This window comes from Dorea longicatena (assembly GCF_025150085.1).
Classification (GTDB): Bacteria; Bacillota; Clostridia; order Lachnospirales; family Lachnospiraceae; genus Dorea_A; species Dorea_A longicatena.
Map to the genome: position 1 here is coordinate 2,414,525 of NZ_CP102280.1, position 14,619 is coordinate 2,429,143.

Annotated in this window: 16 protein-coding genes; all 16 read right to left on the bottom strand. The window is 48.6% G+C overall.

From position 1 onward, the window contains the following. Positions 1–8: 8 nt before the first annotated feature. The 16 genes from NQ508_RS11515 to NQ508_RS11590 all read right to left on the bottom strand — a co-directional run bounded on the left by NQ508_RS11515 (position 9) and on the right by NQ508_RS11590 (position 14,562). Positions 9–311, bottom strand: coding sequence for a hypothetical protein (locus tag NQ508_RS11515; RefSeq protein WP_006428298.1), 303 nt, complete (start codon positions 309–311; stop codon positions 9–11). Beyond that, positions 308–1,804: a MobQ family relaxase gene (gene mobQ, locus NQ508_RS11520; RefSeq protein ID WP_006428297.1), complete on the bottom strand. Its 1,497-nt coding sequence runs from the start codon at positions 1,802–1,804 to the stop codon at positions 308–310. The genes NQ508_RS11515 and mobQ overlap by 4 nt, the downstream gene beginning before the upstream one ends. Beyond that, positions 1,770–2,129: a DUF3847 domain-containing protein gene (locus NQ508_RS11525; protein WP_002593329.1), complete on the bottom strand. Its 360-nt coding sequence runs from the start codon at positions 2,127–2,129 to the stop codon at positions 1,770–1,772. The genes mobQ and NQ508_RS11525 overlap by 35 nt, the downstream gene beginning before the upstream one ends. A gap of 382 nt (positions 2,130–2,511) precedes the next feature. Next, positions 2,512–3,120 (bottom strand): ATP-binding cassette domain-containing protein, encoded by a 609-nt coding sequence (locus NQ508_RS11530; protein ID WP_002593328.1) that lies wholly within the window; start codon positions 3,118–3,120, stop codon positions 2,512–2,514. Continuing rightward, positions 3,117–5,081, bottom strand: a complete 1,965-nt coding sequence (locus tag NQ508_RS11535) for a DUF1430 domain-containing protein (protein WP_002593327.1) — start codon at positions 5,079–5,081, stop codon at positions 3,117–3,119. Before NQ508_RS11535 ends, NQ508_RS11530 begins: the two co-directional genes overlap by 4 nt. Before the next feature lie 215 nt (positions 5,082–5,296). Continuing rightward, positions 5,297–5,641: a TnpV protein gene (locus tag NQ508_RS11540; RefSeq protein ID WP_002593326.1), complete on the bottom strand. Its 345-nt coding sequence runs from the start codon at positions 5,639–5,641 to the stop codon at positions 5,297–5,299. After that, the gene (locus NQ508_RS11545; RefSeq protein ID WP_044920440.1) at positions 5,638–8,514 is read right to left on the bottom strand and encodes a type IV secretory system conjugative DNA transfer family protein; all 2,877 of its coding nucleotides are present in this window, start codon (positions 8,512–8,514) and stop codon (positions 5,638–5,640) included. The genes NQ508_RS11540 and NQ508_RS11545 overlap by 4 nt, the downstream gene beginning before the upstream one ends. 26 nt (positions 8,515–8,540) lie before the next feature. After that, positions 8,541–8,813, bottom strand: a complete 273-nt coding sequence (locus NQ508_RS11550; protein ID WP_330371039.1) for a DUF4314 domain-containing protein — start codon at positions 8,811–8,813, stop codon at positions 8,541–8,543. Between the two features lie 9 nt (positions 8,814–8,822). Further along, the gene (locus NQ508_RS11555; protein ID WP_015513376.1) at positions 8,823–9,137 is read right to left on the bottom strand and encodes a hypothetical protein; all 315 of its coding nucleotides are present in this window, start codon (positions 9,135–9,137) and stop codon (positions 8,823–8,825) included. A gap of 96 nt (positions 9,138–9,233) precedes the next feature. After that, on the bottom strand, positions 9,234–10,172 hold the full coding sequence (locus NQ508_RS11560; protein ID WP_006428291.1) for an ArdC-like ssDNA-binding domain-containing protein: 939 nt from the start codon (positions 10,170–10,172) through the stop codon (positions 9,234–9,236). 3 nt (positions 10,173–10,175) lie between these two features. After that, positions 10,176–11,015, bottom strand: coding sequence for a PcfB family protein (locus NQ508_RS11565; protein WP_006428290.1), 840 nt, complete (start codon positions 11,013–11,015; stop codon positions 10,176–10,178). Positions 11,016–11,020: 5 nt separating this feature from the next. Next, a complete protein-coding gene (locus tag NQ508_RS11570) occupies positions 11,021–12,316 on the bottom strand; it encodes a relaxase/mobilization nuclease domain-containing protein (protein ID WP_006428289.1) in 1,296 nt (431 codons plus the stop codon). 3 nt (positions 12,317–12,319) lie between these two features. Next, on the bottom strand, positions 12,320–12,628 hold the full coding sequence (locus NQ508_RS11575) for a plasmid mobilization protein (protein WP_044920349.1): 309 nt from the start codon (positions 12,626–12,628) through the stop codon (positions 12,320–12,322). Between the two features lie 129 nt (positions 12,629–12,757). Further along, the gene (locus tag NQ508_RS11580; protein ID WP_006428287.1) at positions 12,758–13,135 is read right to left on the bottom strand and encodes a DUF3789 domain-containing protein; all 378 of its coding nucleotides are present in this window, start codon (positions 13,133–13,135) and stop codon (positions 12,758–12,760) included. A gap of 142 nt (positions 13,136–13,277) precedes the next feature. Then, positions 13,278–13,610 carry a DUF7768 domain-containing protein gene (locus NQ508_RS11585; RefSeq protein WP_044920437.1) on the bottom strand — a complete coding sequence of 111 codons (333 nt, stop codon included), beginning with the start codon at positions 13,608–13,610 and terminating at the stop codon, positions 13,278–13,280. A gap of 139 nt (positions 13,611–13,749) precedes the next feature. Beyond that, positions 13,750–14,562, bottom strand: a complete 813-nt coding sequence (locus tag NQ508_RS11590; RefSeq protein WP_015513369.1) for a DNA-methyltransferase — start codon at positions 14,560–14,562, stop codon at positions 13,750–13,752. Positions 14,563–14,619: the final 57 nt, after the last annotated feature.

The window sequence follows — 14,619 nt, forward strand, 5'->3', positions numbered from 1 at the left end:
CGTCCTCCTTACTTCTTGAAAACAGCGCATCGTCTGCAAATGCCATGCTCACGCTCGTCCAGCGTGTAGGGGCAGTTCGCACATTCCTCGCCGTTCTGTCTCATGATAACAGGCAGATAGCCCAGCTCCTGCAACATATCAATCTGGCGGTCGGTGAGGGTGGCTTCAAAGGCAAGGCATTTCCGGGTGTGTTCGTCCAGCTCGATCAGGTCGGAAAGCGGTCTGCCATCGGTCAAAGGTTCTCCGCTCAAAAGGAGTTTTGCCGTTCTGCGGATGGGGTTGTACTCGTTCTTCCAGTCGTATTTTTTCATCGTGTCATATCCTCCTTTTTGTGTCGTGTTTGGGGTCGATTTTGGAGCTTTTGTTCCTCTGTGCGCTCGTTAAATCGGGCGGCAGTATCTACACATGACTTGACCTTCCAAAGGCGGTGTAAATCGTCTCTGACGGTCTTAAACTCGCCATAGGTGGTGTTGTGCGCCTGTTCCAGCTCGTCATACTCTTCGGTCAGCTTTTTCATATCCACCTTGCCGTCCGGGAACTCTCCGGTCAGCTTACGTCTGGCGGCGTAGAACTGTTTCAGTTCCGCTTCATGCTCTGCCTTGTACTTAGCTCTGGGCTTCTCAAACTTGATTTTCTGCAAGCCGTCATAGACAGGCTTCAAGCTCTGGAAAGCAGCGGAGCTGTCATAGAGCTGCTTAATTGCTTTCATTCGGGCGGTCTGTTCGTCCAGCGTTTTCTTCAAGCTCTCTGTGGCAGCACTGTGTTCGCTGACACGGCGTTCCAAATCCTCAAGGGAGTAAATGCCGTTTGCCCGGAGATAATTGAAAGTATCGTTCATCTCCTTTAGGTTGCTGACCTTGCCTTTCTGCGAATATGCCCCGGCTCTGCGCTGGGTGTAATAGGCGTTCAGCAGAGAAACAAGGTCGGGTGCCTGCGGCTTGGCAAGCTCCGCTTTTGCTTCGGCAATCCAATCAAACAGGAGAGCGATTTTCTTCTTGATGTCCCGGATAACGGCATTGGTTGCTCTGATCCAGCGGTTGAACTCGCCTTTCTCGGTGCGTATGCCTTTCTTCTCCATTGCCCGGACGGTTGCGCCCTCATGGACGGTGGGAAGAAGCTCCACGCCCTGACGCTCATAGCTTCGGTGGTCGATACGAACATCAAGCCCTTTCTCCGCAAACTTGGCGTTGCATAGTTCCGCCCATGTCTGCCGCCAATGTTCCAGCGTTTCGGGACTGCCCCAGTCGGTAGTGGGAACGGCGTTGAACACAAACTTTCCGTCTCCGTCTCGGATACGGTTGCCGTCCTCGTCCAGCTCATACACCCGGCGTTGCTTTAGTCCCCATTTGCCGTTCTGCTCGATGGGGCGGATAGGGCAAAGCACATGAAAATGTGGATTGGGTATGCCGCCGTCCTCCCGGTCTGGCTGGTGTACGGCGAGGTCAACCACCATGCCCCGGCTCACAAAGTTCTCCAATAAAAATTGCCTTGCAAGAGCGATGTTTTCCTCAAGGGAAAATTCATTCTGCAAGGCAATGTCAAAGCTGTATGCAAGCTGGGCGTTCTTTCCACGCTCGGCTTTTTCCACGGCGTTCCATAGGGTCTGGCGGTCTGCGTATTCGGGCGGTGCATGGGACGGCAGGAGAATGTCAGAGCAGATCACGCCGCCCTTGCGGGTGTAGTCGCTGTATTCGCCGTAATACTCGCTATACAATCGCTCCCCGGCACGGTAGGCGGCAGAAGCAATAGCGGACTGTCCTGCGCTTCGCTTAGTCTGCGTGACGCTCAGATGAAATAGTGCCATCGGCTTTCAGCTCCTTTTCTCTGTTCGCTTGGTTGGTGTGAGTAATCGCCATGTGCCGGACGGCTCGCTGGACTTCGGACAGAGAAAAGATGTGTTCCATCAGCTCTGTCATTTCGGTGCGTGTGAGATCTTTGACCTCCGGGGCAAGGCTCTCAATCGTGCCGCCCAGATTGCAAAGGCGGTGGGTGCGCTTGGTGCGTTCGCCTTTCTCCAGATACTTCTTTCTGTTCTCCAGACGCTCCAGCTTGTGCTTCTCCTGTGCAAGCTGCGTCTCAGCTCGTTCCTTTTCGGCTCGAAGCTGATCGAGGGTTTTCGGTTTTGTCATTGTGATTGACCTCCTTTTTTGATTTTTGGGATAAAAAAAGACCGTCAACTTTTCGCACATTGCGACCAGTCAACGGTCTGATTTTCGGTATTTATTTTTCCAAACTTGCTGGCGGCGAACAGCATTTCATGCTGTTTGCGGACGGCAAGTCCACAAGGGATAGACGCACAAGCGTCGCAAGGGAGTGTAGCTCCCTTGACGGAACGAAGTGACGAAACATTTTCGGTCAAGCAGTTTTTCTCTGCTGACCGGGAATGAAGCTCCGCAGGACGCACATACTCCCGATAGGAGAGTATAGAAGTGCGCCCTTTAGTTCCTAAAGGGATTTTCTTCTGACCCAAATTACATAAAATGTAGATCAAGACATTTCTAAGAGGTACTCTCAGATTTTCACAACATAAGGTTCATCTTCAATAATACCCTGATCGTGGGTAACAATGATAACCGTTTTACCTTCTTCATTGAGTTCGTGCAATAACCTCATAACAATATCTCTATTTTTCTTGTCAAGTGAGCCAGTAGGTTCATCTGCCAAAACAACAGAACATTTTTTCATCATAAGACGAGCTAAAGCAACTCTCTGTTGTTCACCACCGGAAAGCTGATAAACTTTTTTGTTAACTTCCTTTGATAACCCCACACGATTAAGAGCTTCTTTAAGTGATACTTTAGTTCGGCTTGATTTTTTAATCAAACTTAAATTTTCTTTAACTGTCTTATTTTCAAGCAGTGCAAAATTCTGAAAAAGAAACCCCACTGTATCCGCAAAAAAACTGTTTTTATTTTTAAGCCGGGTAATATTCAGCCCTTCGATTATGATACTGCCGCTATCCGGCTTTTCGATACCACCAATCATATTGAGCAAAGTGCTTTTTCCACTGCCGCTATCCCCGCTGATTACTACAAAACTTCCATCCGGAATTTCCAAATTAAAGTTGGAGAAAATTATTTTCTCTCCAAATGCTTTATTTAAGCCACGAATTATAATCATAAACATCCACCTTTCAAGGACTTTGAGATATTTGTTTTTTCAACCCACATAACATTTGTGAAAATGATTGCCATTTCAATAATGGTGAGCAATGCTCCAACCAGTAAAGCAATCCCGACACTTGCGTTAGATATAAAAAGCGAAACAATGCAAATCAATATCACAACGGCTATATTTTCTAAGAGATTAACGGAAATAAATCTTTTGTGCCTTTCATAAAAGCGATAGCCCAAAACCTTTTTGAGGGAGATTTCCATCGCATTAAGTCTAAATTCCATTTTCACTTCAGATATGATGATAGCGATATCTAACAGCAATACTAATACGCAAAGAGAGCTTATAAAGCCAATCAGTTTCACGAGGAAACTATGACTATAAGTATAATCCTCCCCGACATTCGTCAGCATAAAATAGTGTGGACCAAGCTGTTCTGCATATTTTTTCGCAGCATTACGAATTGTGCTTTCATCGCATCCGTAGATCACCTCACCATTATATGTTCCTGTTTCGATATAACTTCCATTCAAAGCAACAGCCTCATTTGCCTGATAAATAACAATCGGATTTGTTGCTCTTGACAATCCGTCAATAGCCTCTTCTCTGTTCGAATTGAGATAATAAAATTGCTCTCTGCCAGAATATTCTTTATAAACAACACGCAGTTCTTCTGCATTTTGGGTAAGAGAGTCAATTTCCTCTTTTGCGATATCTTTGTATGATTCCGCATTTTTTCCCTTTGGCACGAAGACCACGATATCCTCTTTTTCATCATCTTCAGTAAGCATATCAGAAAACCCTTGCAGCATATCTCTGGCATTATGATTTACAAAAATATAATTATCCGTATCGCTTATCCGGCTGCCTATGCAGACCACCGGATTTATAGTGTTGTATTCATTTTCGTAAAGGTCATTCCAAAATTCGCTCTCTTTGGATTCCTCCTCATTTTCTTCAAAAGGAGGTTCAATCTGCATAACTCCAAAATAGTAATCATTATAATGATTTTCTAAAAGAGTAGTGTTTGTAAGTAAATTACCTTGAATGCTACTGAGATTTGTAGTTATTGTAAAAATCGTCATAGCAGTAGCAAATACTTTAAGACCGTTCAGAAGATAAAACATACCTTTTTTATCTGAAGCATTGGCAAAGGCTTTTTTTACATCAAAGCGGACAAAAGCAGCATAAGGAATTACGGAAAGAACTGCTCCGGCACAATACACTGCCAAAATGAGATGATCTTCATACGCTCCCGATATAAATTGAGAAACAAGCAACTTTGCTAAGACGAATAATGCAGCATATGAAATCATATCAGCCACTACAGCTTTTAGAGCAATCACAGCAGCATTTTCGCCCAGAGAAGCTCGTACAACTACTTCCTTTTGTCTGCGTATCACCTCAATCATATTAAGTACAATCATCAATATGGCAACCAGGCCCCAAACAATGAACATCATATCAGTTTCGGTTGATTGCCAAAACTCTGGCTGCGATATAGAATATTCTTTTGCCAAATCTTGATATGTGGCAATAATGTCATCATCGTCACCGATATAGCTGACCATTATTTCCTGTCCATTGCCTGTGTTTTTTGCTTCTCTAAAATCTTCAAATTCTATTACGGTGATTCCGCCTATCAAAGCCGTATATGTTTTTTCCTCAATATCCATTGTGCTTTTAAGACTATCCCGAACAACGGTATCATCACCATAAATATAAAGTCTTGTCTGATAATTAGAAACTCTCTGATTAAAAGTCGAAAAAATATGAACACCATGCTTCTCAGCTGTATCTTCTGCATTGGCTAAAAATGAATCCATATCGTCATTAGTAGTTGTGTATCTGGACGATAAATAATAAGCACCATTAAAGTTCCAGAGCATATTTTGATATACTTCAGCTTGCATAACAAAAGCAAAAATAATCGTAATCAACAGCAATATATTTCTTATATGTTTCATTTAAAATTCTTAAACCTCCTTTGAATAGGTAACAGACACACGATTGCCCAAAATACTAATATGGATTTTTTCATACAACCACATTCTCTTGTTAGATTCTAATTTTCCGTTTTCTTTATTCGCATAAATTGTACCATAAAACTCGTGAACAATTCTACCGCAACTTTGGACTACATGAGAAAAGTCCGAACAGTTTTCTGCCCGGACTTCCTCGCTCAATCATAAATCAATTCCACTTTCACAATCTCCTCTGCCTGTGCCTTGCAAGCGTTCATCTGCCGCACCCATTCCATTTGGTTTTCGGCTTTCAGTTGCTCGGTCACGCCGTTTTGCTCTGCCAGTGACCGCACGATCAGCTCCATGCGGTTTCGTGCTGTTTCGTCAATCTCGGCGCAATGCTCAAAGAGCTTGTCGGATAGCACCAGCTCATTGAACAGTATCGGACGGTGCATTTCCAGATACGCCTTGCGAAGTCTGCCGTAGTGTCCGAGGGGCTTGGTCTTGCGGATAATGATGTTTGGGATAAGATAATCGCCGTTCTGTGTGTAAGTGATATTCATGCTGTTTGTACTCCTTTCATCGGCTCTCTCTGCGGTAAACTGCTGACAGGGACGAACACGCCCTTTGCAATGTCCTCCGCACGAATGGCGGCTTTCTTGGCTTCGATTTCTGCCTTTTTCCGCTTTTTGATTTTGTCCTCGTATCGCTTCTGTGCTCCGCTGGCTTTACGCTTCAAGTAGTTCTGATGAAGCCTGTCCTTGCGTTCCTCACGTTTGCGGATTTCCTCTAATTCTTCCGGGGTCAGCTCCACTTCTCCAAACGCCGGGGGAACAAATCGCCCGACAAAATTGAAGTAAATCTCGACCTCCTGTGTGGTCTGTATACTGCCTTTGCGGTCACGCTCATGCACAAGGATTTTCTCGATAAACTCGTTGAGCATAGCAATGGTCAGCTTGTCGAAGTTCTCGTATTTGTCAATCAGAGCGATAAAACGGTCAGCGTCCTTTTCGTGCTTCTCGTAGCTCTTGACTGCCTTTTCCAGAGCAGAGATTTCAGCGGTAAGCTCGGTCTGCTCCTTTTCGTATTGAGCGTCCAGAGTGGCGTATCTGCTGTCGGACAGCTTTCCTAAAATGTTGTCCTCATAGATTTTGCAGAGCAGGACTTCCAGCTCGGAAACTCTCTGCTTTGCTGTGGCAAGGCGTGTCCGCTGTTTCCTGACCTCTGCCGTCTGCTGGCTGGACTGTGCTTCCTGCACCACACGGACAAACTCGGCTCTGTCATGCTTGGCATACTCTGCAATGGCTTTCAGCATTTCAGAGACAAGGGACAGTACCACATCTTCATTGATACGGTGCTGTGTCGTGCAGAGCTTTCCAACTGGGACTTTGCTGTATTGGGAACAGGTGTATTGAGAAATGCGCTTGCCGTTATTGGTGCGGTGAACATACATCTTGCCGCCGCAATCGGCACAATAAAGCAAGCCCGTGAGGGGAGCTGCTTCGCCCCAGCCGTCCGGGTAGCGTCTGACATTCCCACGGATTTTCTGCACAAGGTCAAAGGTCTGCTGGTCAATAATGGCTTCGTGCGTATTCTCAAAAATCGTCCATTCGTCCTCTGGGACATAATGGCTTTTCTTGTCCTTGAAGTGCTTTCGGGTCTTGAAATTGATGGTGTGTCCCAGATACTCACGCTTTTCAAGAATGTTGCAAATGGTGGAAGAACCCCAGCCGTACACATCTTTGAAAGTCTTGTTTTTGTTCACGCCCTCGCCGTGTTGGGCAAGGTAAGCAGACGGAATAAGCACCTTTTCCGATTTCAGTTTGCTGGCGATCTGATACGGACCGTAACCCTCAATCGTCATGGCAAAGATGCGCTTGACCACCTCTGCGGCTTCGGGGTCAACCAACCATTGGTCTCTGGCTTCGTTCCAGAGATAGCCGTAAATGACCGTGCCTGTGAGGTGCTTGCCGGACTTGCCTTTTGACTGGAAAGTGGAACGGATTTTACGGCTGGTGTCTCTGGCGTAATACTCGTTCATAATGTTGCGGAAAGGGGTAAAATCATCGTCCCCTCTGGCACTGTCCACGCCGTCATTGATGGCGATAAGGCGAACGCCACGCTGACGCAGGATTTCCATAATCTGACCGACTTTCAGATAGTCACGACCCATGCGACTCATGTCCTTGATACACAGGTACTCCACATTCCCGGCTTCAACCTCTTTCATCATTGCCAAAAATCCGGGGCGGTCAAAGCAGGTGCCGCTAATGCCATCGTCTGTGAAATGGACAATGTTTGTAAAGCCCTGCCGTGCGGCGAACTCCTCCAACATAGCTTTTTGATTGGAAATGGAATTGCTCTCACGCTGTTGGTCATCATCTTTGCCAAAGTCATCACGGCTCAGTCGTTCGTACAGAGCAGTGATTTTCTCGTTTTTTCTCATAACTTGCGCTCCTTTCTTCGGTTTTAAGTTGTGTGTTCTAAGAGACTTCCCAACCGCTTGATTAAGAAGTCTTTTAGAGCATACAACACCTGCCGCCTGCTTGTAAATGTGATACTGCTTGACGGCAATGCTGTCCGGGTCCCGCATCTCCAGACGGTCAAACAAAATGTCCAGAGGGGACTCGTAGTCCTCGTCCTCTTCTTTTACCTGTGCCGAGCCTAACATCTCCATGATCATGGCGAAGTTCTGTTCTTCCGGTGGAGCTTCGTGGAGCAGATACAGCATCAGTGCCTGAAGCAGTGCGGTTTCGCTCTTCTCCCAGAAGGGATCGGAGGACTGGGAACCTTTGGGTGTGGTGTTTTGTATCAGATTGGAAATAAGACGGAGCACGTCTTTGTCATCGTGGACATACTCGAATGGATTGTAGCAAAAAGATGTGTCGGGATTGATGAGGTCAAAGACACGCACCTCATATCCTTTCTTTTCCAGCAGACCGCCTGTCTTTCGGAGCAGCTCGGCTTTCGGATCGGTGATGACCATCGAACAGCAGCACTGCATGATGTTTGGCAGGGCAAAGCCTCTGGATTTTCCTGCACCGGAGCCTCCCACTACGAGAATGTTGAGACATCTGCGGTGCTTGTGGGTGTCAAGGCTAATGCGGAAGTTCTGTGTCAGCAGGATGTTCTGGGAGTACGGCTTCTGGCTATATTTCTTACAGATCTGCCGGGCATCGCCCCATCTGGCAGAGCCATGTTCTTCCCCTCTGCGGTAGTTCTTCTGACTGGAATAAAAAATGCCGATCCCGGCTGCGTAAAGTAACGTGCAGACCAGCATCGACTTGATGGTATATTCCGTATAATGAAACTGGAAGGGATGGTTCAGCTTTTCTGTGAGAACCTCCATTAGCTCGAAAAGATTCCTGCCCGGCTGGATGGCATCCGCAAGCAGGATTGCTACCCACCAGATGACAGGCAGTCCGGCAAGCCAAATCACCCAGTCTGACTTCCGGCTGTTTGTTACCGGGATGGCTGCTGTTTGGGCCTCTCTGCTCTTGGCAGGTCCGTAATGTGGAAGCTGTCCACTCCCGGAACGAGGGCAAGGCTGCTTCCATTCTCCCAGTTTACGTGGATCTGCCCTGCATCGTCTACCATATCCACCTTACCTTTTAAGCCGGGTGGCATGTGGCTCTCCCCCTCCATGCTGTTAAGCGTGACCTCGGTTCCCGGCGGATATCTTCTCCGCATGGCTTCTATTCTTTCTTGTGTCATATTTCTGTATATTTGTACCACATCCTTTCTTCATCTTCCCCTTCCACGGTATGGGCGGTATCTGGATTTCATGATCTTTAACAGGACGCTGTCGATCCCATCGGAATAGCGTCCGTTTTTCAGGTATGTGTCCCGGAGCTGGTTTAAGGCTTCCACGGATTTGCTGTGTTCGGCTTCTGTCAGGTAGAGCTTTCCCTCTTCCTGCTCTGCCAGCTTCAGAACCAGATCCCGTGTGGTATCCACCGGAAGCCCCTGTTCTTTTTCCTGCCGGAACACTTCCCGGAGTGCATGGATCAGCATGTGGTTCATGATCCGGTCCATCTTTACATATCGCATTCTTGTCATAGGCGAGCCTCCTTTTTTCCTCTTTTTTCTCAACCACAACATACCACACTTCCTCCCGGAAAGCTACTGCAAAAGAGCCGGAAAAGCCCCTTTTTATCAGCGTTCCGGGGACTTTTTACTCTTGGCAGGTTTCTCCGTTTTTTCCTCCGGGATGGCAAATTCATCGGTCATAAATTCCTGCTCGCTTTTGCCAAGGTTGCGGTCTACCTGCTTGCCAATGGAATAGGCTGCACTCTTTACATCCTGGATAAAGGAGCGGAGTTCTTTCGGATCTTTCTGTCCGAATGCCTGCATCTGGCATACCTTGTCAAAGGAAAAACCGGAGACATCCACGCCGTATTTCTGTGCTGTCACATACGCCGCACAATAGGCCTGTGCCGATACCCCTGCCCGGCTGTAGCTTCCATCGTGATGGTCAAGGGATGCACAGGCCAGCTCCCGGCTGATGGAATGGAACGTTGCATTTTCGCTCATGCCATTTCGGACATAGATCGTCCGCTTGTTCGGGATATACTGTGCCTGTACCTTATCCGGCAGGTGGTCTGCAATCTGAATCCGTACCTCGCTGTCGGTCAGCAGTGCTTCCATCAGCTGGTCCATCGGCTTTGGCTCTGCCTCTTCCGGCTGCTTGGTACGGATCTGGCTGATGTCATAGGCTTTCTGGATGGAGTACCCCTGCTGGATGACACCGTCCTTTTCATATTCCTGTCCGACAATGAAGTTGTATCCCTTGCTTCCGGTCTTGACTACCTTACCTTCTTCCTTCCATTTTTCAAAGGTCTTGACCTGCCGGATCTCCGGATTCTGTGCATAAAGCAGGAACAGGTTGTCTGTCCTCTGCGGCTTGCACTGTCCCATAAAATCAAGGAATCCTTTTAAGGAGTCCCCATTCTGGAAGACCTCCTGTGCCTTTCCATCGATCATACCCCAGATTTCTTCCCTCTCCTGCTTTTTCTGTGCGGCATATTCTTCTTTCGATAACCGCTGGGTGGACTGCTCCTGCGTGTCCTGCCCTAAAAATTTTGTCAGGTCCATCTTCTACCTCGCTTTCACCTTTCGTTTATTTCTCGCTTTCTTCTGCGTTTTCTTTGGTCCACGGTTCTTTTCCCGGCTCTTCTTCTGGGATTCCTCTGCTTTCTCCCGTTTGATGTTCTCCAGCTCCCGGCGGACACTGGGACGCTCCTGTTCCCTTGGCTTTGCTCCATCAGTCCCGTTTTCCTGCCCGGTAGAAATATTTCTGCTGTGCAAGGAAGAGCCGGACAGATTCTCTTCCCCCTCTTCCTGCACCGGGATAAAATTTTCCAGTTCAGAAAACTCCTTTTCGGGGTGGTTCTGATTCTTTTCCCCTTCCGAAAAATCCATATCACCGACCTGGAATGCTTCGTCCAGATCGCTGATCTCGAACTGCACCTCGCCCTCCGGCATCTGTACGGTTTCCTGTACTGCTTCGGTTTCCGGTGCTTCCATTCCGGCAGTTACCTCATGGACAGCTTCCCCGACTTCGCTTCTTACAAAATCAAGGTTCATCTTATCCATGACACGGTTGACTTTGGCTGCGTCATCCGCAAAGACCATGACCTCGCTCATCTCCGGGTTCTTTTTATCCCGGATGATCACATAGAGCAGTCCCCGTTTCCTGCCCTCACTGCAGAATTCTCTCAGGCGGTCGGACGGCACGGTAAAGAACTTCAATGGCTTGTTCTCCTTTAACATCCGCACCATCCGGGTTCTGCCCCTCGTTTTCTTCTGGTCTTTTAATACGGCGGCAACAAATACCGCCAGATGCTTTGCCAGCGTACCCGAAAGCCTGAGCCCGTGGTCCACGCCGTCCAGCGAATACCGGACGATCTGGTCCGCCGCATCGCCTCCATAATTCATATCATTCACCTGCTTTCTGTTCTCGGTTGTCTGTTTTTCTCCGTCTGCTCTTCCTGTTCTGCCTGCCTCTGGATCTGCTCTGCCAGACGCATCTTTTCTTCCATCTCTCTGGACTGCTGTTCGATCCGGATACAAAGGCGGATATCCTTCCGAAGCGGCTTTAGTTCTTCGGTGATCTGACCGATCCTGGCACTGTCCGGTTCGCTCCGGTAGAGCCGCTTCCGTTCTTTGGTGAGTGCCTGCACCTGTTCTTCCAATGGAATTCGGTAGACAAGCAGCTCTTCACGGGTGGTGATCTGATGCTTCTGGAGAAATTCCATCTGCTCGATCCTGGCATCCAGTTTCCGGATATCTGCCCGGAGCACCGGGGAGATCCTTTTGGGTTTCTGCTTCAGAACACCCATCTGGTACAGATAGGAATAGTACAGGGCCTGTATCCCTTTTAACTTCTTTTTCGGGGGTCGGGAAGCTCCTTCTTTTCCAGCAGGTGTCCTGCTCTTTGGCTGCAAGATCCACTGTCGGATGCCCTCTTCCGAATAATTCTTCCCAAGGCTCCGCAGACGGATATACCGTTCCATTCCCGGTGCTTTTAATGCAATGTACTTCCGGTTCAGCTTCCACTGGTATCCCCTCTGCTTCATCTGATCCAGGAACTGTTTCCATGTGAAGCTCTCTGCCACTGCATCCCGGATATCCAGACGGATCGAGGTTCTCCAGGTCGGCTTTCCGTCCTGTTCTGCCATCCACTGGGCGTAGGATTTCCCCTTGCCGTTTTTCGGCTCGATGACGGATAAGCCGTATTTCAGGCATAAGGCATCCGAAGCTTTCCGCACATCTTCGTAGTAACTCCTGCTGTTGCTGTGATATTTTTTCCCATCTTCCATGCTCACGGAATTAAACACAATGTGGTTATGGTAATGCTCCGTGTTCAGATGGGTAGTGATCACTGCTTCGTATTTTCCCTGCAGGAGCCTTTTTGCCAGCTCCATGCCGATCCGGTGGGCCAGCTCTGGGGTGACTTCCCCTTTGGCAAAGCTCTGCACCAGATGGAAGCCCTGCACCCCGTCCATCTTGTGGTATCGTTTCTTTGTAGCTACCATATCTTGATAGGCAGTCTCACAGACACAGCCGATGGCATCCTCAAAAATGGAACGCTCCGTCTTGTCCCGGTTCATGGCGTAATCAATGGCTTCTTCCAGAGAGCCGGCACTTTGCCCTTTTTTTGTGGTCTTATCCTTGTTTCGGATGTACGTGATGGAATTGTCCAGACGGCTGACCGGGATGATACTGGTGTATGCCATCGGCTACCATTCCTCTTTGACCAGCCTCCATGTTTCTTTTGTCATGCGGAGCATTTCCCGGATGCTCTCTTCCCCGGCCATCCCACAGCCGTTAGCTACATGGGCAAGCTGGTTGGCATTGTTGCACAGACCGGATATTTTCCGCAAAAGCTCCGTATGATGCTCACAGGGTCTTGCCCGGACTTCGCCGCCCATGACAAGGGAACGGATATATTCCTCACGGGACAGGCCGCTTTTCTCTACCTGCTCTTCCAGAAAACGCAGCTCCTTCGCATTGAGGCGGACTGGTATCACATGGTTTCTTTTTCTCATCTCTTCACCTGCTTTCCAACGGGTTATTGGTTGTTGCTCCATTACATTTCACGATTTTTCCAGATCAGGAAACCTGCCAGGACGCCGATGGCTACCGCTGCAGCAATGATTTTTTTCTTCATATGGGCCTCACCCCCTTTCCGATACCTGGCACAGCACCATCGGGGCGAACATGATCCCTCTCTTTTCCATCTCTTTTGCAAATTCCAGAAGGTTCCATTTCTTCCCATCGATCATGGCAGAATCGGCATCCAGATAATGGCAGGTGGATACATTCCGCTCTCCATTTGGGGCATTCTGCACAAGGCTTTCTCCGTCTGCCAGACGGAATAGTTCCTCTCCCTGGCTGTTTACAAAACAGATGCACACGCCGTGGTCGATGATCTCCTTCCGTTTCATCCGGCACCGCTCCAGTGCCTCATCCTCACGCTTCCCAGCTATGAAAAGACACATTGCAAAAATTCCCATTACTCCTCCGGTCATTGTGCCAAGTATAAATCCCAACATTTTTTCGTTCTCCTTTCGTCTGTTTACGGCTCGGTATGGGGGATTGGGGTTCTCCCCAAAGTGCGTTTGGATATCCAAACGCTATGCTTGCAAAACCAGTCGCATCCGGTTTCGTCCCCTCTGAACCAGTTGTTTTTCTGAATCATTCATTTTCCTTGATTTTGCTCAACCCATCCAGTGTGGTACAGATGATATGGAGTCTGTCAGCCATGCTGATCTCCGTGTTCATCGTCCCGGTGGTCTCTTTTCCGCAGACAACCACCATCCTGCACCGCCTTAATATCTGGTGGGACATTCTCCGCATGGCCTGCATATCCTCTGCATCCCCGTCATCAAGGAATGGGGAAAAGCTGTACTGCGGGCAGATCGGCACATATCCCAGTTCGTAGATCTTCCGGCAGTACCGCTGTACTTTGGTCTTTCCTTCTTCTGCAGAACAGCAGACATAAGCAAGTGCCTGTTCCAATACGACCATCTCCTTTCCTGGCCGGACAGGTTTCCTCTGCCCGGCGTTTTTCCAAAAAGAAACACCCACAAAGCATTCCGCTCTGTGGATGTCTTGTGGACATCTGGATTCTTTTCTTCTCTTTTTCAGATGTCTGCCAGACATCCGGCTACTGTGGTTCTTTGTTTTCCGCTTCTTCCCCAGCTTCCAGTGCAATGCGGACACGGTCGCTTCCCAGCTTATAATACGCATCGGTCACTTCAATGCCGACTGCCTGAAACCCCGACTCTGCCGCCGCAAGGATGGTAGTACCAGCTCCGGCAAACGGGTCTAAGATCAGGCCGCCCGGCTCACAGATCTGGATGACATCCTTCATCAGCTGGAGCGGCTTTTCTGTCACATGGATGCGGTTCTGGGGATTCCCATAACGGAACACACCCGGAAGGCAGGACACCGGGCGGTTGATCGGCATCGGTCCGTTGCTTCCCCATACAATATATTCTGCCTGCTGGCGGAATCTGCCTTTCTGCGGACGAGAGTTCCCCTTGTCCCAGACGGCAGTCCCTCTCCAGATCCACCCTGCCCACTGGAGGGCATCGGTGATGGACGGGTACTGTCTCCAGTCAATAAAGAGGCAGATCGGAGCCCCTCTCTTGCAGGCTTTCCGCACATCGTACAGCCATTCTGCCATCCAGTGGGTCCAGGAACGCTGGTCTTTATTATCCCCATCAAAATCCGGCAGGGCATTTTCTGCTTTCATGCTGCTGTACTTCTGGTTGGTAGTTCGGTTGCGTTCGTTCTGCTTGGTTCCCCCGGACGCATAGGGCGGATCGGTTATAACTGCATCAAAGATCCCCGGCTGGAATCCTTTGACCAGTTTTAAGGTATCTCCATGCAGGATACGCCAGTTCTCCCCTCCGGCAGACTCATCCGGCACACAGTCCGGTTTTAAAAGATCTTCAAGTTTCAGGGTATTTCCCATAGGCATCATCCTTTCGGTCGCTTATTTTCCAGATTTCTCTGGAAGTGCTTTTCTTTA